The organism is Bacteriovorax sp. HI3, from assembly GCF_059738875.1.
Map to the genome: position 1 here is coordinate 2778853 of NZ_AP026946.1, position 25441 is coordinate 2804293.

Sequence of the window (25441 nt, forward strand, 5' to 3'; positions counted from 1 at the left end):
AGTTCCATCTAGCCAATAATGGTCCGAAAAGATTCAAGGCCTAATTTCAACCCAAGAATTCCTAGAATAATTCCAGAAATCAAAGCTAATCCTCTGGCAAACTTTTCTTTTTTTAATTGATTGGAAAAGAAAGAAGAAAAAATTGAAAGAAAGAAAAACCAGATAATTGAAAAGGTTCCTGCGCCAGTACCAAAAAGAATCTTCTGCATTTCTGCATTAAACTTTGAAGAATAACCACCAATTAAAAAGAAAGTATCCATGTAAACATGTGGATTGAGTAACGTAAATCCCAAGGCCATCAAGATCACTTTCTTTTTTGATGGAAGCTCCGTTTTATCTGCTTTGATAATGAGTCCACCGCTCCACGCCTCTTTAATTTTTAAGATCGAATAATAAAGTAAAAAACCGACACCTATCAGACCAATAGCAATTTTTAACTCTGTAACCCTGCTTAGTAGCGCCGATATCCCTAAGACCCCTAACATAATAAGAACAAAGTCACAGACAGCGCAGATCGTAGCAACCAGGTAATGGTATTGGCGCTTAACTCCCATCTCGATCACATACAAATTTTGTGAACCTAGTGCGACAATTAAACTCGCCTGTAAAATAAAACCTTCTAAAAATTCTTTCATCGTCTACTATTAGCTCGGAAAAAATAAATTCATTTCTCTTAAAACGATTCTATAATAACAATAGATGGAAGCAAATAAACAAAAAATGATTGGCAGAATCCAGGCCTCTTTGACTGCTCTGGCCTTTGGACTTTTAGGCGTCTTTGGAAAATGGGGATTCAGCTCTGGTTTTTCAGTCGGTGAACTGATGGCCTATCGCTTTTTCATGGCCTCATTTATTCTATGGGTTGTTGTTTTAATCTTTAAAAGACAATGGATTAAAATCCCTTTAAAGCAGATTGGTATTTTTGCTCTTCTGGGAGTCTTTGGTTATGCGGCGATGTCGATTACTTACCTTAGTGCCATTAAAGGACTAAGTGTTACAACTGCGGTGCTTATTCTTTACACCTATCCTTTTTGGGTAAGTTTGTTTTCTCATTTCTTTACAAAAAATAAGATTACGAAAAAGGAAGTTATCTGTCTGATCATCGGTGCAGTTGGATTGGTTTTACTTCTAGGCGGGCATATCGAAGTCAAAGAATTCTGGGCAGTGATCTCAGGATTGGCCTCAGCTATTATTTATGCTGCTTACATTCTTCTTTCAGAAAAATACCAAAACGACACACCTCCAATTGCTTCTTCTTTGTACGTGATCACTTTTGGGGCCTTGGCCTTATTTATTTTTTATCATCCGAATGTTACTGCTATGGATACACTCTCCCACTTTCAACTCTTCACCATTCTCGGAATTGCTTTTATTTGCACCATTCTTCCACTGACTCTTGAACTGGCCGCTTTACAGAAAATTAAAAGCACTGAGTTCTCAGTCATTATGATGCTGGAGCCGATTTCTGCGACAATGTGGGGAGCGATTATTTTTAAAGAAGTGTTAAGCCCACAACAGATCGTCGGGGCCTTAACAATTCTAGGAGCATTAGGACTAAGGTTTATTCAAACTTCTTCATCCACTGAGCCTTCTCTTTCTGATCAACATTAATGTATTGATGGAAATCGAAGATAAAATCACTGTCATGGTAATTTCTCACCCATTTCTGCTGAAGCATATAGCTTTGAGTGTGAACAGTAAAAATAGCGACAACATCATTAGCTAAAAACTGATTGGCCTCTTCATAAAGCTTTGTCCTGGCCGGAGAATCTTGCATTTTTGCCACGACTTCATACATTTTATTAAACTCAGGATTATTGTAGTTGGCGCTGTTTGCTCCAGGAGCAGAGTTTGGTCCGTAGAAAATTTGTAAGAAGTTTTCTGTATCCGGGTAATCCCCAATCCATCCGTAATCAATCAGCATCACCGATCTCTTTTTAATTTTCGCTTGAAGCTCTGGATTGAGATTGGTCACAACTTTAATCTTAATTCCAATTTTCTCCATTTGCTTCTGGAAGAACTCGGCCTTCTGGCGGGCAGAAGTTGAGCTGAAAGTATCTAACGTCATCTCTGGAAGACCTTTTCCTTCCGGGTATCCGGCCTCGGCCAGCATCTTGCGAGCAAGATCTAGATTTGGACCTTTCCATGGATTTTTGAAACTAGGTACATTTCCCGCAACACCTGGAGGCGCAGAAGACTCAGCAGGAACACCAGTATTGTTATAGAAAAGTTTATTCAGCATCCCCTGATCAAAAGCGAGGCTCATCGCTTTTCTAAGCTTTAAATTTTGAAAAACCTTGTAATCAAAGTTAAATCCATAAAAATAAACATCAAGAGCTGGGGTAATTGCTAATGAAATCCCTTTATCCTGCATTTCTTTAGAAAGCTTATTATCAACAATCGTTGCACTAAAGTTGTCTTTAGGAATACTCAGGTAGTCCACTTCACCTTTATTGAACTTTAACCATGCAGGTTGAGACTCAACCATGACATCAACTACGATCTTATCGAGGAATGGAAGCTTTTTACCGGCATCCACGAGCATATGCTTAAACTCTGGAGAGGCCTCTGTCGGGTAAAATTTCTCTCTAAAAGTTGGGTTTTTAGTAAATACTAAGCGCTTTCCTTGATCGAAAACTGGAAGAACATAAGGGCCCGTTCCCACAGGGTGATTGATAAACTCTTTGCCGTATTTATCGACTGCTTCTTTAGCGACGACATAAGAAAATGGCATTGCCAGAGCGTATAAGAACTGAGGGAAAACTTTCGCCAGCTTAAATTGTAGAGTGTATTTATCAAGGGCCTTAATTCCTTCAACCTCATCATCATAGTTGACTGTTGGAAGTTTAGCGTATTTCTCTCTCCACTCATTTAGACCTTGGATTTTTCCATCAAATAACCACCAGCCCGTCGATTGGTTTTTGGCATCAGCATGGCGTTTAATTGAATAAACGAAATCCATGGCCGTAAGCTCTCTTCCTTTGCCATTAGGGAAAGCTGCATCGTCTTGAAAAAGAATCCCTTTTTTAATTTTAAAAGTGTAAGTCATGCCGTCTTTAGAAATAGTCGGCATCTCTTCTGCTAAATTAGGAATCAGCTCATAAGGGAGCTTCAACCAGTGATAAGTCAGAAGGCCTTCATAAATTTTTGCAATTTGTGCTGCTGATCCCACATCACTGGCCATCATAGGATCAAATCCTTTAATGTCACTTGGAGCAGTCACATTTAAAACGCGTTCATTCAAATCCTGCTTTTTGCTACAAGAAAAAAGAAGGACAAGAAGAGTAAGGGCAACGATAGGCATTTTTTTAAAAAGCAGCATGACGTCTCTTGGTTAAAGTACTATTTAATATAAAAAATATTTAAATAGTTAATACCTTCCCGTTTATTCTGTCACCCACTTTATCCTCTCATTGCCATTACGCTTCATTTTAAAAGGACTTATTTACACATTTTTTCGACTGTAATTTCATTTGGGATTTTTAAATCTTCAGCATCATAAGCATTGCCGTCAATGGTTGAAATCTTAATTTCAACCAGTTCAGATTTATCTTTTCCAAATGATCTCATCGGCCCATCACAAACCATTGTACACCTGCGCGGTTCCCCACATCTTGCAGGAAAACATCTATAGACATAACGCCCCTCTCCGCAAGGACCGTCGGCCAATGCAAAGGTAGAAAAAAGAACTGAGCTTAATAAAACCGATAAATGCCATTTTTTCATAATACTCCCTGTGTTGATCTTAAATTCCTCCTTCATATTTATATTTTTTTATAGATTCAAAAAAGAAACATTAATGATATAATTGTTTCGATTATGGAAATATATGAATTAAAATACTTTCTGGGTGTTGCCCGACACGAAAATATACACAAAGCTTCCCTGGAACTTGGTGTCTCCCCAGGCTCTTTAAGTAAAGCCGTTATTCGTATTGAAAATGAATTGCAAATAAAGCTCTTTGAAAGGATTGGCCGTAATATCAAGCTCACTTCTCAGGGGCACATACTAAAAGATAGAGCTTCGCAAATTGTTCAACTTGAACTCGATGCCAAGTTAGAGCTTTCTGGAAACGAAGGACAAGTGACAGTAAGAATTGCCGGGCCAGAGGTTCTGCTTTCTAAGTTTGGAGTAGAATTTGTCGGTGAAGTCAGAAGCTATTACCCTAATGCTCATTTTGAGTTTCTTGCGTGCTCAGAACAAGAGGCCTTAAAGAGGGTGAATGAAAGAGATGTACACTTCTCTCTTATCTCGAGTGATTCTTCAAATGAATTCAAAAGTAAAACTTTGGCAGAAAGCTCTTTTGTCACAGTGGCAAGTACAACTCATCCAGCGGCCAAGTATCAAAAGCTTCATAAAAAAATTCCGGTGGAAAAAGTCTTGGGGTATGAATTTGTCAGTCCTAATAATGATATTTTAGGTCAAGTGGGGATCAAACAATCAGTCGATGGATGGAGAGATGATAAATTCAAAAGAAAAATCAGCTTTCAAAGCTCTAGTTTAAAATTGATTGAAGAGATGGTGACTTCTGGAAATGCTCTTGCCTACCTTCCCGATTATCTGGCCCGCCCCTACATTGATTCTAAAGAGTGGGCCATTTTGAATGTGATAGGCTGTCCGTATACGTGCACTCAAAAAATCAAAATCATTACCAAGTCACCAATTGATATTGGGTGGATTGATCAGATTTTTTAGCAAGCATTAAAGTCTTAAAAGCCTCAAAGAATTCAGGATAACGAGCAATGCTGCCCCCGTATCCGCTGCCACTGCCAGCCAAAGATTTGAATACCCTAAAAATGTCAGAACCAAAAAAATGGCCTTCGTAATTAAGGCAAAGAAAATATTGAACTGAATAATCGAAAGCGTTCTTCTTCCGGCCTTAATGGCCGTTGAGACTTGTTTTAAGTCATCAGTCATTAACGTGACATCAGATGTCTCAATTGCTGTATCAGAACCAACAAACCCCATCGCAATACCGATTGAAGCTTTCGCCATTGCAGGAGCATCATTAATCCCGTCACCAATCATGGCCACCGATTGATACTTCGCTTTCAAATTTTCGATGTGCTTTACTTTGTCTTCCGGCAGAAGCTCGCCGTAAGCTTCATCTAAAGGAAGCTCTTTGGTTAATGAAGAAACGGTCTTTTGATTATCTCCGCTTAAAAGGATAACTTTTTCAACTCCGGCCGCCTTTAATTCTAAAATAGAATCCTTACTTTCTTTTCTAATCGCATCTTTGAGCGCCATAATACACAGAACTTCTCCAGTGCAGTTGTCGTGTGGCTTATGCCCAATAATCACAATTGAGTAAGCTTCTGCTTCGAGCTCTTTTAATTTGTTTTCTAACTCTGGTGTACAAATTCCAACGTCGTGAGCAAAGCGGTGATTACCAAGTAAGTATGAATGCCCTTCAATAATCCCTTCGACTCCAAATCCAGTAATCGTGGAAAAGCGATCGACGATTTTCTTTTCGACTGCTTTATCTTCAGCATAGGCCACAATTGCCTGAGCAATCGGGTGAGTTGAATGGGACTCCATCGCTCTGGCAATAACCAAGGCCTCTTTCTCGCTGAATGAATTGAAAGTAATGACTTTTTCAACTTTCAACTTCCCTTCAGTTAACGTTCCGGTTTTATCTACGGCCAGTGCTTTGATTTTTCCCAAAGACTCAAGAACAACTCCCCCTTTTACTAAAACCCCTTTGCGGGCAAGAGCAGTTAAACCAGAGACAATCGAAACAGGTGTTGAAATAACCAGAGCACATGGACATGCAATAACCAAGAGGACAAGAGACTTATAAAGCCAGTCATGCCAGCTTCCACCAAACAACGCCGGTGGAATGATGAATGTAAGAATGGCGACAACTAAAACGGCCGGAGTGTAAATCTCAGCAAAGCGGTCTACAAACTTCTGACTGACGGCTTTGTGCTCTTGCGCCTCTTCGACCATTTTGATCACTTGAGAAATTTTTGTATCATTAAAAGCTTTTGTGACTTTTACATCCAGGCTTCCTTCTTGATTAATAGTTCCAGTGTAAACGCTCTCCCCTTTTGATTTCTCAACCGGAACAGACTCTCCTGTTAGTGGAGCTTGATTAACTGATGAATGACCACTCACGACTTCGCCATCGACAGGAATAACGTCACCAGGTTTAACCCTGATCATTTGAGAAATTTGAACTTCGCTTGCTTCGACTTCTTTTGTCGATCCATCATCTAAAAGAAGTAGGGCCTTTTGAGGAGCAATTTTTAAAAGCTCTTGAATCGCATGGCGAGCACGTTGAACGCTCAAGCTCTCAAGGAGTTCCGAGAGTGCAAATAAAAAGACAACAGCTGCAGCCTCTGAGTACTCCTTAATCGCAATCGCTCCAATGGCTGCGATCGTCATAAGAACGTTCATATCCAAATATCTTCTCTTAAGAGACGACCATGCTTTTGGAAAAACCAGGCTTCCGCTTAGAAGAATAGAAACGAGAAGTAAAAGACTCTCAAAGACAGTGACTGTATTTGTCCATTGAAGAACAAGCCCCACAAGTAGTAAGGTCCCTGAAGCCGCAACAGTCCAGATTCTTTTTTGGTTTTGGCCAACAGACGAAGGGCTCTCATCGTTCAAAACCTTAACAACAGTCGAATCAATCCGTTTTTTTAAAAGAGTTTTTTGAACATCTGGTGAATGCAGGATTTCAACCGTTCCCGACATGAGATTCGCCTGAATCTTGACAACACCGGCAATTTTCAGTGCTTCATTGATGGCCTTGATTTCATCAGGGCAATCCATATTGGCGACTTTAAATTTTGTCAGCACTTCATTATTCTTGGCAGATAAAGACTCTTGAGGAGTCATTGGAAGATCAGTTCCACAACAACTATCTTGCTTATGAACATGAGAATGAGAATGAGAATGAGAATGTGTCTGAACAGGCGCACAACAACTGTCATGCTCGTGTCCATGTGTATGTGAGTGATTGTTTTTTGAACTCATAATTCCATTTCCTTTAAACCATCCAGGATTGTACATTTCCCGGTAGTTTCATTTCCATCGCATTTAGATTCAAACTTCTTAAGAAGTTTTAACATTTTTTGCAGGTTTTTAATTTTATCTGTGACTTCATCAATCTTCATTGATGTTTTATTTTTAATGCTGATACAGCTTTTATTAGGATTTAACTTCAAGCTCATAAACTCTTTGATCTCAGTTAGACTAAAACCAACTTTCTGGGCCTGTTTGATAAACTTTAAATGCTCTACGAACTCCGCGGAGTATTTTCTTCGTCCTGTATCTTTCTTAGGTTGATAGATGATCTTTTGTCTTTCATAGAAACGAATCGTTTCGACATTCACTCCTACTTTTTCGGCCAGTTCGCCAATAGTGTAGAAAGCTTCTGATTGTGCTTTAGCTGTTTTCATTTCTTAATTGTACACCCGTACCTAAGTACGGTTTCAACCTTAAAAAAAATTTTAAATGAGTGAATTCACAGGAGGATGACTCTGGAAGTTAAAAGATTTAAGAGAAAATGAGCTTTGAGGGCTTAATCGAGCCTAATGATATAACCTTTACCGTAGATAGATTGTAGATTGAGTTTATGGTCTTTGAGTTTCTGCCTAATGCATAGAATATGAGGGTCCAAAAGCCTGCTGGAAACTTCTTGCTTTTCCCAAACAACCTCCACCATCTCCTCCCTGCTGACAACTTGTCCGAGGCGATTATATAAAAGCTGAAATATCTTAAATTCTGTGGCGCTAAACTGAATCGTTTCCGAGTTTAATTTTAGCTGCTGATTTCTTGCATCTATTTCGATTTCAAGTGGAATTTTTTTGGAAGCTCCACCTTGTCTGCTATTTATTTTTCGTTGAATGCGGGCAAGAAGCTCAGAGGCATCAAATGGTTTTGTTATATAGTCATCGGCCCCTAACTCAAAAGCCTTTGTTCTATCTGCCGAGTTGTTGAAAGCTGAAACGATAATAATTGGAACATTATCAAATTCTCTATCGTCTCTTAAAAGCTTACAAACCTGAAAGCCATCAAGTCCAGGCATTCTTAAATCCAAAAGAATTAAATCAGGAACTGAGCGTAGGGCCTTTTTAATTCCTTCCGTTCCATTATCAGCGAAATCTAAATCGTAATGATCTGAAAGAATATAGGCCAGACCCTCTTGTATTGCCTTTTCATCTTCAATTGAAAGGAGTTTCGGTCTTTGCATATCTGTATTGTTCTTTGTATTCATTTTTATAACAAAATAATAAACTATTTGACCGGTTTAGGTAATGTAATAATAAACGTTGTATTCTTTGCCTCGCGGTCAATTGAGAGCTCACCTCCATGTTGGGAAATGATTCCCTTGGAAATACTAAGCCCCAAACCTGTTCCTTTTCCCGTCGGTTTACCAGAAACAAAAGGCTGCATAATCCTGTCAGCTATTTCCTCCGCAATCCCCTTGCCACTATCAATCACAAGTATGCCAACTGATTCCGGATAATTCTTAATAACCAAAGAAATCCATTTTTCATCATGATCCTCGAGAGCATCTATGGAGTTATTTAAAAGATTCAATAAAACCTGAGAAATTTGCACGGGGTTGCAGTTTAAAATAATGTCAGACGGAAGCTTGGACTGAATAAAAGTTATTCTTTTGGCATTTATTTTTGCCTTACAAAAAGAGAGAGTATCTTCAATAATTGTGCTTAATGAATAGGGTGCATACGGTTCATGGGGTCTTTCCTGTGAGAAGAACTGTAATCCCGTCACGATTTTTTCTATTCTATTGCTGTGAACTTGAATATTAGAAATAAAGGTCTGGAGCTTATTCCGGTCCATATTGTAGTCATCAATCAAGTCCTGAGCAAAACGCGCATTCATATTGACGACACTTAAAGGATTGTTAATTTCATGTGCAATCCCTCCGGCCATTTGTCCTAGAGCAATCATCTTTGAACTTTGAATTAGTTTTTGGTACAGTTCTTCTTTTTCCCTTTCTATCTTTTTAAAAGCAGTCAGATCATTAATAAAAACATAAAATCCCAGAACTTCTTTTTCCAACAAATCCGGAACATAAATGACCTGTAGAAACTTCGTTTCTCCGTTGGGCATCTTCCTTTCCCTTAAAAAAAGCTGCTCACTCCCCTCAAGCGCTTTTTCTATGTAAGGTAAATTTTGTTTATATAGAAAATCTCCAAGAAAATCTTTTATATGCTTGTCTAGCATCTCCTCTGAAGAAAAGCCAAAAAAGCTTGCATAGGCCTTATTTGCAAACTTATTTTTCAAATGACTATCCCAATAGCCAATCATTGCGGGAAATCGAAAAAGGATATTGTGAATTAAACCGAGTTGATCCTGTGACTGTGACATTCTCTTCCTTTTGGTAACCGAACTACATTTTTTGTAACTTTATTAGAAATTATTATATCATTTTCAGCATGAACAAACCAAAAAACACCAATGAAACAGATATATTAATTACTGATCGTCTGCCGTTAATGATTGCTTTTCTTGATAAGGAACTGAAGTATAAGTTTATGAACCAGCTCTTCCATGACTGGGTCGGAGTCAATGTTTCACTAGAAAGCCAGATAGGTTCTGGTCGCGATAAAAAACTCTACAATATTCTAAGACCGTTTATAGAAGAAGTGCTTAATGGTCAAGATCAAGAAACGGAGCTCCTTCTTCCCCCTGATGGTGACAGGCCATACCAGATCTTGAACATTAAAATCTTAAATGATTCATCAAAATTTTTTGGTTCAGGTTTTCTTTTAATTATCCAAGATATAACTCAACTAAAGAATAGTGCCGCGATCGCGATTGAAAAGGAAAAGACTCTTTCGGTCTTATTGAATCATCTATCTCTTGGAGTCGTCTTACATGATTCTAAAGGAAAGATCATGGAGTTTAACTCCAGTGCACTCAGAATTCTCGGTGTCAGCAAAGAGCAATTGCTGGGTAAAACATCTTATGATCCGTACTGGAAAGTCATTGATGAAAACTCTGAACCACTCTCAGGAAGCAAGCATCCTGCAGCGGTTTCACTAGCGACCGGTCTTCCTGTTCATAATCAGATAATGGGAATTGTCACCAAAGAAAATCAAGTCACATGGATTAGCACAAGTTCCACGCCTATTTTTCAAGGACAAGACTTACAACCTTCACAAGTCCTGGTGACCTTCGAGGACAAAACCAAAAAAGTGCAGCTTGAAAAAGAATTAAGAATGAAATCATTTTGGACAGAAGCTATCTTCAATGGAACTCACTACTCCATGATTTCTACTCTTCCCGATGGGAATATTCAGACCTTCAACAAAAGAGCTGAAGAACTCCTGGGTTATAAATCAAGTGAGCTGGTTAATCAGAAAACTGTAGACATGTTTCATGAAAGCTCAGAGATCGTCCAAAGAGCAAAAGAATTATCGGCAGAATTCGGGCAAGAAATAAAACCTGGATTTGATGTTTTTATAAAAAAGGCCTTAATAAATGGACATGACACGCACACGTGGACATACATTAAAAAGAATGGAGAGCGCCTAAAAGTCAGACTTTGTGTAACGGCCATTTTAGATGAAAAGAAAAATTGTATAGGCTATTTAGGTGTGGCCGAGGAGATTTAAACCTCCCCGGTATTAAAATTTATACATCTGAAAAGCGTGAATCCATTGCTGAAGGAAATTGATTGTTCTTCGGCTTCTCGGCTCTCTTTGCATTACGAATTTCTATCACATTGCTTTGGGCATCTTTCTTCTTGCCTTCAACTGTCAACACCAGCTGTTCAACTAGAGATGAAAGATTGTTGGCCTGCTCTGAAAGAACACTAGAAGCATTAGCTGATTCAGCTGCATTCGCGGTGTTTTCCTGAGTGACCTGATCCAATTGAGCAATTGCTCTTGTGACTTCCTGAACACCCTGAGCTTGCTCCTGGCCGGCAATCGCAATTTCTGAGACGGCACGTGAAACATGCCCAGCGGTATCCACTATTTCATCGAGTACCATTTCACATTCAGCCGCAACTTTTGCCCCTGTTTCAATACTAACTCGACCCTCTTGAATTAATTTACCAACCTTCTCCTTTTGATTTTTAGAAATGCTGGCTACTTTCTGAATACTATTATCCAGCATTTTAGTAATTTCTACTGCTGCACCACCGCTCATTGCTGCCAGATTCCCAACTTCTTGAGCAACGACAGAAAACCCTTTACCATTCTCACCGGCCCTAGCTGCCTCTACAGAGGCATTAAAAGAGAGAAGTTTGGTTTGAAAAACAATATCATTAATAACTTTCGTCTTATTTCCAATTTCGCCAATCAGACTTACGATTTCTTCCATCTCCTTGTTACTCTCATCCAACTGACTCATGATCTGATTGTTGCTGTTATTAATGGCCTCCATTGCCTGAATCATTTTTTCAACAACCTCCTTCCCGGCCTCTGCACTTTTTAAGCTCTTCTGTGAATATTGGGCAGATTGATTTGCACTTTCGGTATTGGAATTAATCATAGAATTGATTTCTTCGATAGAAGAAGATGTTTCCTGAAGTGAAGCTGCCTGTTGTGTAGTGGCCTGGGATAGTTGGACTGATGATGATGCAATAGAATTGGAAGCTGATGCAACTTCGCCTGCACTTTGTTTAAGGTTGTAAGCAATAGCATTAATGGCCATAGATAATTTTGTCGCATTCTGTGCAAAGATAAAACTAACGATAACCCCAATAATGATCCCAATCAGAGAAATAGTAATAATAAGCTGATTAGCAGACTTTGAAATCTCTTTCGATTTTTCGCTGTATGTATGCATGTGGCCTTGATGATATTTAATCATACCTTCTAAGGGCTCATTAAATTGAGCGGCAGCCTGAGGACACTCGACTAAAAAGATTCTCATTAAAGCGTCTTTATCTTCACTCTTACCTGCTTGATATAGGGAGATCGCTCTTTGACCTATTTTTTTAAAGTCCTCCCATTCTTTATCTAGTTTTTGATAAATAGCTTTTTCTTCAGCATCGACAATTGTTGCTCTATAGCTCTTATTAAGATCATCATAGGCCAAAATTTCTGCGATAGCTGATTTGATGGCGGCATCGCCATCTGCTCTGTTTAGGCCAGTTAATCCCAGAGTCCTAAGATGAATTCTTACGTTGCGATAATGGAGGGCCATTGAGTTAATAAAATCTAAACCAGGTGCGGCCTTTTCAACGACTCTTGCATTAGTCGTTTCGATTTCTGTAAAACCGACGTAAGCAAAGTAGCTAATAGTGACACTCAAGAGCGACAGGGCCGTGCAAAGTATGAGAATTTTTGCCTTTAAACTTAACTTGTCTAACATGACTCTCCTCCGATTATTACTTAGCTTTTCGGCCAAATCTCAAGAAATCTTTAGATTCTTAAGATTCTTTAAAAAATCTATCACAAAAGGAGGTTTTCTTTAAAAAAATGAAATAAGCCAATGAAAACATGAGATGGAACATTCATAATGAAAATAAAAATTGTTTTATAAAAATAAAAAGATATGCCACATTTTTATGTGAGAAGCTAAAATCTTTAAATTCTTAAATGAATACTAATTGAGCTTTATTTCACTGACGCTGAAACAACCAAGCTCTCTTTATTAGAAAAGTTGAACTTCAATTTATACTTTTGAGTTTTGTTTAGAGTGCTTTTTAAATCAAAAATCATTACGTGCAATCCACCTGATTTTAATTCTACTATTCCATCTTTCTTAATAACGATAGATGAAACTTTCCTCATCTTCATGACTCCACCACTCATATCCATATCATGAAGCTCAAACGTCTTGGCAAAGTCACCTTCAACACTAACCAACTCTACATCTTGATTTAAACTATTTGTAATTGATGCAAAAGCAGCGGTTGTGCTTGCACCTGGGGGAGTCGCTCTAATATAGACGTCTTTAATCTGAATCTTTGAAGCTCCAAAAGCTTCAAAGCTTAAAAGAGAAAATAAAAGAATAAGCATTTTCATATATAAGGACTCCTTAATTGATTAAATCTTTAATACGTTTTAACACCACAGTCTTGGGTGCATCATGATGAAGTAACTCAAGAAACTTTCCTTCTTTCGAGAGCACAACCACATCAACTGAATGGTCAATGGTATAGGACATACTCGATTCTAATTTAACTTTCATGAAGGCAATTCCAAAAAACCTGGTAAAAGCATCCAAATCCTTTAGAGGAACAACAACCGGAAAAATCTTAGGATGGAAATAAGAAGAGTAACTCACAAGTCTTTCCATTGAGTCTCTTTCCGGATCAAGATCGACAAAAATGAAGTTAAATTTATCCAAGTCGCCTGGTTCAAGTTCTTTGAACACTCTGGACATCATACTAAATGTGGTAGGACAAGCATCAGGGCAATTGAGAAAACCAAAATAGATAAGAGACGGTTTGCCATTGATGATATCTGAAAAACGCCTCTCTCCCGTCGGTGTTTGAACTAACTGAGAGAGGGCGTGGTAATCTCGGTCTTTTTTCATATATAAATAAGAGAAGATGAAAACACTCATCAGTAAAAAAGTAAGAACGATATTTTTCAGCATCTCTTTATTCATACATAGTTATTTTGACGATTTTAAACAGCTTTGAATAGCTTTTTGAAACTTTTTTGACCCCAATACAGAAGTTCCAGAGTTAGTGTAGCGTGCGCCAATTGTCACAACATACGATGCCCCACATCCTCCATGTGTATTTATCCCCACCAGCTCATTCGTGCGCTCATTGATAATTGGCGATCCCCCTGCTCCATAAGAAGTGTCCGCATTGTGTTCATAGATCTCAGGCAAAAGAAAAATACCAGCCTTCACTAATTCCCCTCTTGCTGTCGATTGCGCGTAGTGAATCACATCACCGTTCGTATTGGGCTTAACTCTTCCACTTCTGACATATTCAGTATCATTCAGACCATACGAATACTGAATAACTTTGACAGGGTCATTCTTCTTGGATTTCGCAGAAGCGACCTTGTAATACCCCTGCACTTCGCCAGGTAATTTATTCGTGATTGTGTTTGCCTGCAACTTCATAACCGCCCACTGACTACCGATTCCCTTAGCTTCATAGACGACTGTCGACTTATCCACATAATAAACATCTTCCGGTCTTGAATTTTGTGGGGCACCTGCAATAGAGGCAGGAATATTGAACTCAACATAGTCAGTTGAATTGGCACAAGCGCCAGAAGTTACAATACAACTATTATTGATTAAAGTAGCACCACATCCCGCGGTCGAATAGGCCCTTACTAATTTCCCTACACGAGGGTCATTTGATGCTTCACGATCATCTGTATTACCGCAAATATCGGCCATACTTACAACTGGAAGCAATAGTCCAACAAAGATAAACAATGGCAATTTTTTCATTAAATTTCTCCTAGATAATTTTAGCATTGCTAATATAATCAAGAGAGCTCCCTTCGTTAATGCCATCATTTGTTGCACCAAAAAAGGCCGAAGCTGCGCACGTGAAGCTTCGGCCGACATCAAAAATTACATGCTCATAAGATTTCTACACTCGTAAGAATCCTCTCTAAGCCATGTCACTCGATGAATCATTGCACGCGTTGGTTCTTTTGAAGAACTTTTAAAAATTAGTATATAATGGTTTGTTCCTTTATTTACTTTATACTCATTGTTAAAAATTTGATTATAAAGCAATGTTGTGTCATCTCCCCAGCGATCAACTTCCCATGGAGAAGGAACTCCACCTACAACCTCTGCACATGTAGTCGGTTTACGAAACTCTGCATCTGTATTTGTTTTTCTGCTTCCTAAATAAAGCTCCATCTCGCGGGAATGAACTCCTATATCATCTAGTCCAAACATCATTTGTACATTTAAATCATTGCAGTGTTTTCCTTTTTTAGAATTTTCTACAACGTTGTTAATTTGTACATAACAAGCACTTCCCGTTGAGTGATCATTTTTATATAGCTCTCCTCCATAAATTCTGGATTTGAGATCTATTACATTTGCTTGAGCGGTAACCATAAAAAATGCACATAAAAGATAAGAAATTGTTTTCATTTTCTCTCCTGATCAAAATTATTAATTGCTCTCATAATTAAACTATTTGACTTGAAATACCTATGCTTCAAATTGTTGCAGCAATTTCTTGATGCATTTCTTGAATCTTTCAACACTGATATAAATTAGGAAAAATTTATTATCAAAAGGAATCGCACTATGGACTTCCCTATCTTTCACTTGGACTTTCTAGGCAATAGGCTTCTTATCGCCATCATTGCTATCATTCACGTTATTATGAGCCACACTATGGCCGTAGGCGGGATCCCTCTCATCACATTTTTGGAATGGAAAAGCTATAAAACAAAGGACAAGCGATGGAGCGAGCTTGCTTATCGTATACTTTTTGTATTCTTTCTTTTTACAACATCACTAGGCGCCATGACAGGTGTAGGAATCTGGTTTTCTACATCACTAGTTAATCCCAGCGCCATTGGCAGTCTAATAAGAGTCTTTTTTTGGGCCTGGTATGTCGAATGGTGGGCCTTTGTTTCTGAAGTCGTCCTTATTCTCTGTTATTATTTAACCTGGAAAAAATGGGATAATCCTCAAAATAAACTCCGTCATATTAAACTTGGACTCTACCTAAGTATCGCTTCATGGATAACGATGATGATTATTGTCGCAATCCTAGCTTACATGATGGACACGGGATCGTGGCAAGGGACTCGTTCTTTTTGGGATGCTGTCTTTAATCCCGTTTATCTGCCTCAACTCGCCTTCAGAACTGCTTGGGGGATGTTTCTCGCGGGATGTGCCGCTTTATGTGTGACATCGTTTATTAAATCTTTTGATAAAGATTTCTTTGAAGCGTCTTTAAAAACAATCACTCATTGGATTTTAGGTTGGTTGCCAGTCGTTGCGATTGCTTCTTATTGGTACTGGAGCGTTGTACCTAAGCTAATGAAGTCCAATGTTCCATCAGCATTAACGACACAAGCATTCCAGCATTGGTACGGGAATGTTCTTCTTTACACTGTCATCGGAGTTGGCATTATCGTTGTCATTGCATTTGCGATCTGGAACAAATCAACCAGGCACTATATCAAACGCCCAGTCATGTTAATTCCTTACCTGATCGGATTATGCCTAATCGGAGAATTTGAGCGAGTTAGAGAATTTATTAGAAAGCCATATGCTATCGCTAATTATCTTTACGCCAATACTGTGAGGGAAGAAGATCTTCCGCTTCTTACGAATGAAGGAATGCTTAAATACGCAAACTTCGCGCGCATAAGAAAAATTACACCCGACAACCAAATAGAGGCCGGCAAAGAAGTTTTTAAAATTGCCTGTACAAGATGCCACACGGTCTCTGAGCATGGAGTAAACTCAATTCAAGACAGACTACAAAGTATGTTTGGAAATAGAGTATTGGACTCTGAATACAAAGAGAGTCTTCATTACTATATTTTAAACATTCACCTTGCTCGACCTTATATGCCACCGTTTCCAGGAACATCTGAAGAAGCACGTGCTCTTACTGAATACCTGGCAACCTTGAAAAGAAATGGTGAAACTCTTGCGGGAGACCAAGCTCAAGGAACTAAAGTTAAAACTGATACTTTCGAGGAATAAAATATGCCACAATTACACGACATCCCCCTACCATTACCAGCTCCTGTTATTGTTTTAAAAGTAATGCTGGTTTTCTTTTTTCTCATCCATATTCTCTTCGTCGAGATGATGGTTGGCGCTTCTGTTCTATGCTCATTTTTTCAATGGAAAGGAATGAAGAGTAAGGACAAATTTATGGACAATGTGGCCTACGAAATTGCCAAGTCCATCACTGTCAATAAAAGTATGGCCGTAGTCATGGGCGTTGGCCCCCTACTTATGATCAACGTTACCTACACCATTTTCTTTTATAGTTCGAGCTCACTCATTGGGTACGGCTGGATTTCAGTTATACCTCTTGTGATAGTGGCCTTTCTGCTAACTTACCTTCACCAGTATGCTTGGGAGTGGTTTGAAGCTCATAAAAAATGGCATCTTTCTGTTATCATCCTGGCCACTTTACTATTTCTCATCATCCCTTTTTTCTTTCTGACAAATACCAACTTAATGTGGTTTCCTACAATTTGGGATAAAATACATGGCTTTTTCTCAGCTCTCTTTTTTCCAAATATTTTTGCCAGGTATTTTTTCTTTCTCTTCTCATGCCTAACAACAACATCACTGTTCTTACACTGGCTCTTTAAAAGAAAAATGGCCAATAATGAGTTCGTTCCTTCTCAAAAGGAAGAAGGTGAAGACCTTCTTCACTACTTCGTAAAAATCTCTGTTTTTGCCCTAGCAGGACAAGCTATCTTTGGAGTAGTTGTTGTCATTACGGCCCCTACCCCAGGATTAAGCAGTAACCTCATCCCTTATTTACTGTTAACTATCCTTTTCTTTGCATCGGGATACATGATTCTTTTTAAAAGGTTTATTCAAAAACAACCTCTCAGCACACAGACTTTTAACATAGTATGTTCACTATTATTAACTTCTGTATTATTTGGAGGAATTCTTAGACATACCTACAGAGAAAATGCCCTTCATCCCCATATCGAAAACATGAAACGCAATACTGAGATTTATGAAAAAAAAGTTAAAGAGGCCCAAAAAAAATACGGAATTAAGGATTATAAATATGAATAAACTTTTTTCACTCTCACTTACCGTACTATTTCTTCAATCATGCTCACCTGATCATTTTCATGATGACAAGGTACTTGGTGGAAAAATAGTTTACAAAAAAGAGTTAAATGAAGGGCATAAAGTCTATCAGGCCAAATGTCTATCATGCCATGGAGTAAATGGCGATGGAACAGGGATAACATACAGGGCCCTCTACACAAAACCGAGAAATCTTACACAAGGAATTTATAAATTTGGTCTCAGCCTCGATGGTGGCCTTCCTACCGATGAGGATTTTGCCTATATCTTAAATCACGGTCTGACAGGTACTGCGATGCTACCATGGGGGCTCAGTCCTCAAGAGGTTAATGCTGTCACTCAATACATCAAGACATTTGCACCCCAGGTTTGGGAAGGAGACAATTACAAGTCCCCTGAACGACCACGTTTTAGTAAAGATCCTTACAAGTTTGCTTATGAGCCTGAAGCCATAAAAAAAGGAGCAATAATTTATCACCAAAAAGCTCAGTGTTTTACCTGTCATAAGGCCTATCTTCCGGTAGATCAGTTAAGAACACTTCTGGAAGATCCGAGTCTTTCTGAATCGTCAGATGCCTACTCGATAAAACCACAAGTAACGTCTTATTTTACTGGAAAAAACCAAGACATCTTACTTGAAAGTAATCCTGTTGATTTCAAAAAGACAAATGTTAGATCTGCCCACGATGTCGAGTCTATCTATAAGCGTATTTACGTGGGAGTCAATGGAACTGCAATGCCACCTTGGACAGGAACTCTAAGCGATGATGAACTATGGGCCGTTGCTTATTATGTAGACTCACTGATTAAAGAAAAAAAATAAGCTTTTCATGCTTCACTTTTAATGAAAGTGAAGCATGAAAAATCTTTTAAGGGGATTTTTTTAGTTTCCTTTGCAAGCTTTGCCTGTACATGCCCAACTCTTTAGCAGTTTTTGTAATGTTTCCCCCATTTTGATTCAGCACATACTGGATATATTCATATTCGTGTTCAGATAGCGACTGACGATTCATCGACTTATCAGACCGCTCCCCTTGTTCTATCCCTTCAAATAACACTCGTTCAAGTTCTGCTATATCAACAGGTTTAGTAAGGTAATTAATTGCGCCCAGCCTGATGGCCTCAACAGAAGAAGCAATACTACCATAACCGGTAAGTAGTACAATTCGACATTCGGGATTAAGCTCCAGCAACAAAGAAATGGCCTCTATCCCTCGCTCATTTTTTAATTGAAGATCAACAACTGCGTAATCATATTTTATAGCAGGAATATTTTTGATGACATCAATTTCATGAACTCTAAAACCTTTATCTAGAAACTCTTGAGCTAGCGAAGATCGAAAGGACGCATCATCTTCAAGAATTAAAATATCCTTCATTAAGCTATCTCCTGATTAAAAGGGATCACAATCTCCACAACACCACCACCATCATTATATAAATTCATCTTTCCATTTATCGAATGACAAAAGTGTTGAATGCTATAGAGTCCGAGTCCTGTTCCATTTTTTTTAGTTGTTAAAAAGGGCTCACCTACTCTATCAAGGACATATTGACTAAAGCCCGGCCCATCATCTTTTATCCTGATAATCGAATATAAATCCTTCTCCTCTACGGATAATTCAACTTTCTTAACACCTTCGGCCTGTGCACAATTATCCAAAGCGTAAAGCAAACACTGAGCAAAATTGATAATTGGAACCATAATAATTCGATCATTTGTAGAAATTTTTTTCTTCAAATGGATCATGGTATTGTCGTTGGCCCAACTGTCGACTATCACTTCTACTTTTTGGGCCAAATTTACGTTTTGAAAAAGATAGTCCCTCTTGTCAAGCTGAGCCTGATTGATCTTTCTAATAATCCTTTCACAATCACTCGCTGCCTTTATAGCTATATCCAGGTCTTGATTGTTATGGGTGCTATTTCTTAAAAGGCGATCTAATTTTAACTTAATCGTATTTAGCGGGGTCGCAAACTCATGGGAAAACCCTGCAGACAAGGCGCCAATGGCCCTTAATCTGTCTATTTTTTCCGCACTCATTTTCACTCGATAAATTCGATCTCTTTGCTGCATAACCTGAATACTCAGAGAATTAGACATTAAAAAAATACTTAGCAAAATGCCTTGATCAAAAAGATGCAACATAATACTTTTATCTCCTTCAAATGCTGGAGATAGAGAATAAAAAAGAACATAAGAGATAGCAGTGAGAAAATAAAAGATTAAGGCTTTGTTTCGCGATAAGAGTATTCCTCCTAAAGCAACATGAATAAAAAAGACGTTTCCTAAAGAAAAGACAAGTTTTTGCGTAACTAAAGAACTTAAAATAGAAAAAACAAAAAGATCAAAAACTAAAGAAATGAAAACAATTTTATCATTAAATATATCTCTATTAAATTTCAAAGTCGTATAACAAATGATGTTTCCTACCAGCAATAAAAAGCATACACCCAAAAAAATAACTTTTTTATCAACATAACTTGGATAAAAAAACACCCATGGCAACACAATGCAGAACTGAATAAGCAAGTAGATCCATCTCAGCCTGACTAGCCATTGAAATTTACCACGCTCAGGGTCTAATTCATCAATTGGAATTCTAAAATAAGAAAAAATATTTATTCTTTTCATTTTAAAATTGATAGCGCGAAGAAGAATCCGATTCAATGCCACAAATAATTGCGCTTTCTTGATCTTCTTTTATGGGATGCAATCTTTTGTTGCACCATGAATCCATCGTCAAGATTTAAAGAATCTTTTACAATTCAATTTTTTAGCCAGGAGAACATCGTGAAAGCTACTTTAAAGGCCGTCTTCCTATCTCTTACACTTTCAGGAAATCTTTTTGCCTCTGACTCCTCTCTACGTATGAAGGAAGCAATGGAGCAGCTCTCTTCCTGCGGAAATTTCATCCGCTATGACAACAATTCTATTTATACCGGATTTGGAAATTATTGGACCGGAAGCGAAGCAATCAGGTTGCCAAAACCTTCTCTTGTTCGCTTTGTTTCACTACAGTCGCTAACTGAATATCAAGTAGAGACATTAGATTCAGCCGTGGATCTTCTGACATATAATCAATCAACATATATTCTTACTTACTCCGGGCTAGAGGAATGGGACTTAGGAAGCTATCAGCGAGTTGGTCTTTACAAAACTAACATTCAAGGAACACCGGCACTAAAAGATCAACATTCAACTTCTTTTGCTCGCTACAAAGATACACTTATCATCACTAATGGAATTTCCGGGGTTACTTTTTTTGATTTAAAGACAAAAAAAATCACAAGAGGTTACGGACTCATTCAATCTCAATATCCACTACAATCAAACGCAATGGGTGTAACCGTTTCAGGAAAGTACGCCTACGTAGTCCTCGACAGCTACACACTTGTTGGTCCCCATGACAAAAGACCTTTTTCAGGAATTGTAGTTATCGATATGGAAACTCAAAATGTAATAAGAGAGCTTGGCGGAATGGACCCGGGTGTTGACAGCGTTTCATCTGATGAAAAAAGTCTTCTAGTCAGCTTCTATGGACAACCTATTTGGAAATACTCTTTAAAAGCGTTGGAAAGCAACAAACTACCCGCCCCAACTAAACGTGTATGGAGATTTCCAACTGAAGGTAACCCTACGGGCAAGGCAGCCATTGATGAAGCTAATTACTATACGTGCTTTTCCCGACTTCCTAATCCGGGGGAAGGGCCATATAAAATCAAAATGTCTACAACATTAAATAGAAAGGCCCTCATGCTGGACTAACACAGGAGCTCATATGAAAAAAATCATTCGAACTATTCTCTTAATCACTTTAAGCCTTTTTTCAGTAGCAACATTTGCTCATGGAGATCACGATCATCCAACTCCATCGGCTCACTTAACATTTAAAAAAGGCAGTATTCACATTCACGCAAATTTCATCAAAAATCCAGTTGCTGGAGAAGAAGCCTTTTTAAAGATGGAAACGCGCGATGGAAAAACACACTCCCTTATAGACATTTCTGATGATCTTGACGTCGAACTTTGGATGACTGAGATGAATCATGGTTCATCACCTTCTCAAGTTGAAAGAGTTGTTGATGCCAATGGAAATCCAGTGACTGGGACTTTTCTCGTAAGAAGTCTTTATTTCACAATGGGAGGAAAATGGGATGTCAGAGTAAAACTAACGTCCCCAGAAGGAGCAAGCGAACAAAAGTCTTTCTCTGTTCAAATCAATGGGTCTGGACACTCTCACTAAGATAATCCGTTTACAATATCGGCCGGGTATCTCATCAAAGAGGACCCGGCTGAATAATACAAACATTTTCTATATAAAAATCCAATAAATCTTCTTCGAAAATTAACAGATTCTGTGAAAAAAATATAACCTCTTTGGCCAAAGTGCTTTTGCGGATGCTACATGAATGCCAATGAAAATATTACTTCTCTCCATCACTCTTTCAATTGCGACGTCTCTACAAGCTCGTGAATTAAGCAATAGCTTAGGAAAAATTGAGCGCAGAACAAAAATATCATTAAACAGACAGCAGATTCTTATCTTGAGAAGTATCGTGGTCGACGGCCACGGAAGATTCATTCCTAAAAATTATCCCCGAGCTTATAAATATATTTATTCGCAATTAAAAAGCATGAAAATAAAAGTTGATGACGGAACACTTTTTTGGTTTCAAAAAGCTTCAGACATCAATGCTGGAGCAGGTTCATCATCTTATATGATCAGAACCTATACGACGATGGGACTGCAAATTGCCGATCGAGAGGTCCCCGATCTACAAAAAGTTTCTGATAATATTGCAGTTAATGTTTTACGAGATATTCTGTTAAATAAAGCAGTCCTTCCTCTCCAAAACATTCTTGCCAGAGACATCACTGCGGCCATGAGAGTTGGCAACATCCAGGACCTTGCAGGCTGGGGTGGAAGTTTTTATTACTGGCATATGCCTCTTGTCGATTCTCGTGGGAAACTAATCAAAGATCCGAGGACAACTATTCCTAATGATTATCTAACCGTTGGTGATTCAATTTTAAGAAGCAAAGACCAAACTCGCCGCTTTATTTTAACGTCTGTGCTTTCCATGAGTAGCACGCCGTACTACGTGGCCCTTTCAGATGCTCCAGGTCTGGTAAAAGCAATTAGCGCCATTGGAGAATTGCCGGATGAAGTACGTCTTCCCATCATTAAGGGAATCAGTGAACGCGACTCTATGATGGGTGCCATTTTAGAGCTCTAGACTATTTTTTAGTAATCAATTAAGCACGGTCGATTTAAAACAAGACGAGTTTTTAAATTTACTAATCATGCTAAGTTCTTGTTGAACATTAAATTTTTTACTTACGTTCAATGCAACTTCACTAAGGCTGGAAATAGCAACACTGTAAAGTTTGATACGAATCATTTCATCAACTATCTCTAAAAGAGCTTGCTCTGCATTTCCGAGAAAAAAATGTATTAACGACGGATTATAATCTATGGGACGAGTGCGATTGCACGTCATATTTAAAATTTCAAGATTATGCTGAATTAAAGTTTTAGCAACCAAGGCATTCTTTTCAACACTTCTTGGTTCTCGAGTTTTATACTTAAAAAGCTCCATAGCATCAATGGCTACATACAATACAGCTTCACTTATTCCTATTGGAGCGGATGCATTCTTCTTTTTTATTCTCTCAAAAACACAATTCGGACGTTTATTCTCATCAGGACAAATATTTTTTATATTCTCTTTAAGCGACAATGTCTTTTGCAATCGTTCCCCTGAATCAAAACTATAATTTACTAAAGGAGCTGAAATTAAATACCCAATATTGGCAATCAATGGTTCCCGCTCCCGTAATTTTGGCAACAAGCCAGTTAAAACTATCGTGAGAAGAAAAATTGGCAACAGCCTATATTTTATTATTCTTTTTAGACTTAGAGTCCCAGGGTGAATATCTTGAAAATTCTTATAGAGAACATAAACTCCAAACAAAGGTAAATAGTAAATGGCCAGATACCATAAAAATCCTTTAAATTTATTTTTTTGATTCAGTAGAGAATTAAAACGATCAATAACAAGACCAATATTTAAAAACAGGAAAATAAAATTACCAATAACATATAAGCAAAGAAGAGCGACGTGTATCCTTCCATATCCCAATGATTCAACATAAGGATATAAAATTAAAAAACCAGCATTAAAAAGTGCACAGAGTGCGGCCCTTGGTAATATTTTCTTTTTGTATGATAACAAATCCATCTAGACTATTTTAGAATGTAAATTAAATGATTCTCTCACCAAATTCATATCGGTCTCTTAAAAATATGTTAAACCGTAAATAGAAGTTTTAAGGCTCAATAAATGTTCAAGAATACTTTCTTATACGCTAAAATTAATCAGCCATTTAATGGCTTCTATTTTTTAGACTTGCTTCCCAGCTCTAACCTTCATCTGAAAAAGAGTAAATCCCAATCCTAGAAAACTCAAAACCGCCGAAGCAATCGGCCACATACTAAGAAGTGACCTTTGGATTAAATACGTACTAAACATCGGGGCCACGACCTGGGCCACTGATTGTAATGATTGGTTAACTCCAATCACTCTCCCTCTTTCAGAAGGATTTGCATTCTTAGAAATCTCACTGATTAAAAGCGGTCTGATTAACCCACTCCCCATTGAAATCAAGAGCCCGGTGAATATCAGGAAAATGGCATCGTGAATTCGTGACAGAAGTAAATACCCAAGCACGCAAAGAAAAAAACAAATAGCGATAACTTTTAAGTCTTTCCAAATTTTAGTTGCAAAATCCAGCACTAAAAGCTGAGTGATAATTCCAATGAGTCCAAAGTAGGTAAAGGCATAACCAATCTGATCTGGGTTCAGGATGCTTCCCTTCCAATGTAGCTGTCTTTCCGCAAAGAGAGCAAAACCCGACATATAAGCAGAGAAGGCCAGGTAAAATAAAAAAATCTGTAGAAATAAACTCTGAAGATTTTTATTTTTCAGGTAACTGAAGTTATCCATAATAAATGAAAAAGGGTTTCTATTTTTCTTAATAATCTTTCTTTCTTCCGGGATCACTTCTCTTGGGTTTTCTTTTAAAAATTTATAGCTGGCGATAATACTTGTCAGAGACAATGCCGCCGCTAAAAGAATCGGAGCGCGCATACTGATATTCATTAAAAAAGCAGAAATCGCAGGCCCGATGAAAAAACCAAAACTAAAAGCAATACTGATTTTCCCCATCGCCTTTGTTCTTTCAGCTGGAGAGGTGTGATCGGCAATATAAGCTTGAGCTGTTGAAATATTCCCGGCAGTCAAACCATCAATGACTCGCGAGATAAAAATCCAGGTTAAAGATTGAGAGAATGCGAGAATCAAAAAGCCAATAAATGTCCCAATCTGGCTAAAAATAAGAACAGGCCTTCTTCCATACTTGTCACTCAAATACCCCAGGATCGGCCCTGAAATAAATTGGCAGATGGCATAGGATGAAACAAGAAGCCCAACAACAAAAGGGCTTGCTCCAAATCTTTCCGAATAAAATGGAAGAAGCGGCAGCATAATAGTCATCCCAAGAACATCAATTAAGACGATCAGAAAAATGGCCATTAGTTTATTTCGACTAGAGTCGTTCATAGATTATTCCTTCAGCTCTTTAAAACTCATTACAATTTACCTTTATTTTCAATATCTTGGAAATATTAAAAGTTTTACATCTGTTTGAATTTTAGACAGATTCTTAAGGCCAAAGCACTGTAAATACATTTGT

Annotated in this window: 25 protein-coding genes; 9 read left to right on the plus strand and 16 right to left on the minus strand. The window is 38.1% G+C overall.

What is annotated here, in order from left to right; genetic code table 11:
* Nucleotides 1-8: 8 nt before the first annotated feature.
* Nucleotides 9-635, minus strand: coding sequence for a LysE/ArgO family amino acid transporter (locus AC6JA8_RS13770; RefSeq protein ID WP_497974307.1), 627 nt, complete (start codon nucleotides 633-635; stop codon nucleotides 9-11).
* Between the two features lie 64 nt (nucleotides 636-699).
* Here AC6JA8_RS13770 and AC6JA8_RS13775 point away from each other — a divergent pair, with 64 nt between their 5' ends.
* Complete coding sequence (locus AC6JA8_RS13775) at nucleotides 700-1611, plus strand: EamA family transporter (RefSeq protein WP_497974308.1); 912 nt, start codon at nucleotides 700-702, stop codon at nucleotides 1609-1611.
* Here the strand turns inward: AC6JA8_RS13775 and AC6JA8_RS13780 are convergent.
* Both AC6JA8_RS13780 and AC6JA8_RS13785 read right to left on the minus strand, forming a co-directional pair.
* A complete protein-coding gene (locus AC6JA8_RS13780) occupies nucleotides 1562-3322 on the minus strand; it encodes an ABC transporter substrate-binding protein (RefSeq protein ID WP_497974309.1) in 1761 nt (586 codons plus the stop codon). The genes AC6JA8_RS13775 and AC6JA8_RS13780 overlap by 50 nt on opposite strands.
* A 119-nt stretch (nucleotides 3323-3441) precedes the next feature.
* A complete protein-coding gene (locus AC6JA8_RS13785) occupies nucleotides 3442-3726 on the minus strand; it encodes a hypothetical protein (protein WP_497974310.1) in 285 nt (94 codons plus the stop codon).
* Nucleotides 3727-3819: 93 nt separating this feature from the next.
* Between AC6JA8_RS13785 and AC6JA8_RS13790 the strand changes: the two genes are divergently transcribed.
* Nucleotides 3820-4695 carry a LysR family transcriptional regulator gene (locus AC6JA8_RS13790; protein ID WP_497974311.1) on the plus strand — a complete coding sequence of 292 codons (876 nt, stop codon included), beginning with the start codon at nucleotides 3820-3822 and terminating at the stop codon, nucleotides 4693-4695.
* Nucleotides 4696-4701: 6 nt separating this feature from the next.
* Here the strand turns inward: AC6JA8_RS13790 and AC6JA8_RS13795 are convergent, their stop codons facing one another.
* The 4 genes from AC6JA8_RS13795 to AC6JA8_RS13810 all read right to left on the minus strand — a co-directional run bounded on the left by AC6JA8_RS13795 (nucleotide 4702) and on the right by AC6JA8_RS13810 (nucleotide 9345).
* On the minus strand, nucleotides 4702-6981 hold the full coding sequence (locus AC6JA8_RS13795) for a heavy metal translocating P-type ATPase (RefSeq protein ID WP_497974312.1): 2280 nt from the start codon (nucleotides 6979-6981) through the stop codon (nucleotides 4702-4704).
* The gene (locus tag AC6JA8_RS13800) at nucleotides 6978-7406 is read right to left on the minus strand and encodes a MerR family transcriptional regulator (protein ID WP_497974313.1); all 429 of its coding nucleotides are present in this window, start codon (nucleotides 7404-7406) and stop codon (nucleotides 6978-6980) included. Before AC6JA8_RS13800 ends, AC6JA8_RS13795 begins: the two co-directional genes overlap by 4 nt.
* A gap of 122 nt (nucleotides 7407-7528) precedes the next feature.
* Nucleotides 7529-8224, minus strand: a complete 696-nt coding sequence (locus AC6JA8_RS13805; RefSeq protein ID WP_497974314.1) for a response regulator transcription factor — start codon at nucleotides 8222-8224, stop codon at nucleotides 7529-7531.
* 20 nt (nucleotides 8225-8244) lie between these two features.
* The gene (locus AC6JA8_RS13810; RefSeq protein ID WP_497974315.1) at nucleotides 8245-9345 is read right to left on the minus strand and encodes a sensor histidine kinase; all 1101 of its coding nucleotides are present in this window, start codon (nucleotides 9343-9345) and stop codon (nucleotides 8245-8247) included.
* A gap of 68 nt (nucleotides 9346-9413) precedes the next feature.
* Here AC6JA8_RS13810 and AC6JA8_RS13815 point away from each other — a divergent pair, with 68 nt between their 5' ends.
* A complete protein-coding gene (locus tag AC6JA8_RS13815) occupies nucleotides 9414-10595 on the plus strand; it encodes a PAS domain S-box protein (RefSeq protein ID WP_497974316.1) in 1182 nt (393 codons plus the stop codon).
* 19 nt (nucleotides 10596-10614) lie between these two features.
* Here the strand turns inward: AC6JA8_RS13815 and AC6JA8_RS13820 are convergent, their stop codons facing one another.
* The 5 genes from AC6JA8_RS13820 to AC6JA8_RS13840 all read right to left on the minus strand — a co-directional run bounded on the left by AC6JA8_RS13820 (nucleotide 10615) and on the right by AC6JA8_RS13840 (nucleotide 15021).
* Nucleotides 10615-12303, minus strand: coding sequence for a HAMP domain-containing methyl-accepting chemotaxis protein (locus tag AC6JA8_RS13820; protein WP_497974317.1), 1689 nt, complete (start codon nucleotides 12301-12303; stop codon nucleotides 10615-10617).
* Between the two features lie 245 nt (nucleotides 12304-12548).
* Nucleotides 12549-12959, minus strand: coding sequence for a copper chaperone PCu(A)C (locus AC6JA8_RS13825; RefSeq protein WP_497974318.1), 411 nt, complete (start codon nucleotides 12957-12959; stop codon nucleotides 12549-12551).
* Nucleotides 12960-12972: 13 nt separating this feature from the next.
* Complete coding sequence (locus tag AC6JA8_RS13830) at nucleotides 12973-13548, minus strand: SCO family protein (RefSeq protein ID WP_497974319.1); 576 nt, start codon at nucleotides 13546-13548, stop codon at nucleotides 12973-12975.
* 6 nt (nucleotides 13549-13554) lie between these two features.
* Nucleotides 13555-14358: a trypsin-like serine protease gene (locus AC6JA8_RS13835; RefSeq protein WP_497974320.1), complete on the minus strand. Its 804-nt coding sequence runs from the start codon at nucleotides 14356-14358 to the stop codon at nucleotides 13555-13557.
* A 126-nt stretch (nucleotides 14359-14484) separates the two neighbouring features.
* Nucleotides 14485-15021, minus strand: a complete 537-nt coding sequence (locus tag AC6JA8_RS13840; protein WP_497974321.1) for a hypothetical protein — start codon at nucleotides 15019-15021, stop codon at nucleotides 14485-14487.
* A 159-nt stretch (nucleotides 15022-15180) separates the two neighbouring features.
* On the opposite strand from AC6JA8_RS13840, the gene AC6JA8_RS13845 reads away from it, so the two are divergent.
* From AC6JA8_RS13845 to AC6JA8_RS13855, 3 genes are read left to right on the plus strand one after another with little or no spacing between them, the layout of a single operon-like run.
* The gene (locus tag AC6JA8_RS13845; RefSeq protein ID WP_497974322.1) at nucleotides 15181-16599 is read left to right on the plus strand and encodes a c-type cytochrome; all 1419 of its coding nucleotides are present in this window, start codon (nucleotides 15181-15183) and stop codon (nucleotides 16597-16599) included.
* A gap of 3 nt (nucleotides 16600-16602) precedes the next feature.
* The gene (locus AC6JA8_RS13850) at nucleotides 16603-17664 is read left to right on the plus strand and encodes a c-type cytochrome (RefSeq protein ID WP_497974323.1); all 1062 of its coding nucleotides are present in this window, start codon (nucleotides 16603-16605) and stop codon (nucleotides 17662-17664) included.
* Nucleotides 17657-18505 (plus strand): c-type cytochrome, encoded by an 849-nt coding sequence (locus tag AC6JA8_RS13855; RefSeq protein WP_497974324.1) that lies wholly within the window; start codon nucleotides 17657-17659, stop codon nucleotides 18503-18505. Before AC6JA8_RS13850 ends, AC6JA8_RS13855 begins: the two co-directional genes overlap by 8 nt.
* 46 nt (nucleotides 18506-18551) lie before the next feature.
* Here AC6JA8_RS13855 and AC6JA8_RS13860 read toward each other — a convergent pair whose 3' ends face one another.
* Nucleotides 18552-19061 carry a response regulator transcription factor gene (locus tag AC6JA8_RS13860; protein ID WP_497974325.1) on the minus strand — a complete coding sequence of 170 codons (510 nt, stop codon included), beginning with the start codon at nucleotides 19059-19061 and terminating at the stop codon, nucleotides 18552-18554.
* On the minus strand, nucleotides 19061-20317 hold the full coding sequence (locus AC6JA8_RS13865) for a sensor histidine kinase (RefSeq protein WP_497974326.1): 1257 nt from the start codon (nucleotides 20315-20317) through the stop codon (nucleotides 19061-19063). Before AC6JA8_RS13865 ends, AC6JA8_RS13860 begins: the two co-directional genes overlap by 1 nt.
* A 159-nt stretch (nucleotides 20318-20476) precedes the next feature.
* Here AC6JA8_RS13865 and AC6JA8_RS13870 point away from each other — a divergent pair, with 159 nt between their 5' ends.
* The 3 genes from AC6JA8_RS13870 (at nucleotide 20477) to AC6JA8_RS13880 (ending at nucleotide 22923) form a co-directional block, all read left to right on the plus strand.
* Nucleotides 20477-21451: a hypothetical protein gene (locus tag AC6JA8_RS13870; protein ID WP_497974327.1), complete on the plus strand. Its 975-nt coding sequence runs from the start codon at nucleotides 20477-20479 to the stop codon at nucleotides 21449-21451.
* 13 nt (nucleotides 21452-21464) lie between these two features.
* On the plus strand, nucleotides 21465-21929 hold the full coding sequence (locus tag AC6JA8_RS13875; RefSeq protein ID WP_497974328.1) for a hypothetical protein: 465 nt from the start codon (nucleotides 21465-21467) through the stop codon (nucleotides 21927-21929).
* A 172-nt stretch (nucleotides 21930-22101) separates the two neighbouring features.
* Complete coding sequence (locus tag AC6JA8_RS13880) at nucleotides 22102-22923, plus strand: hypothetical protein (protein ID WP_497974329.1); 822 nt, start codon at nucleotides 22102-22104, stop codon at nucleotides 22921-22923.
* Nucleotides 22924-22938: 15 nt separating this feature from the next.
* Here AC6JA8_RS13880 and AC6JA8_RS13885 read toward each other — a convergent pair whose 3' ends face one another.
* Together AC6JA8_RS13885 and AC6JA8_RS13890 are read right to left on the minus strand one after the other, a co-directional pair.
* On the minus strand, nucleotides 22939-23928 hold the full coding sequence (locus tag AC6JA8_RS13885; protein WP_497974330.1) for a hypothetical protein: 990 nt from the start codon (nucleotides 23926-23928) through the stop codon (nucleotides 22939-22941).
* A 162-nt stretch (nucleotides 23929-24090) separates the two neighbouring features.
* Complete coding sequence (locus AC6JA8_RS13890; RefSeq protein ID WP_497974331.1) at nucleotides 24091-25308, minus strand: MFS transporter; 1218 nt, start codon at nucleotides 25306-25308, stop codon at nucleotides 24091-24093.
* Nucleotides 25309-25441: the final 133 nt, after the last annotated feature.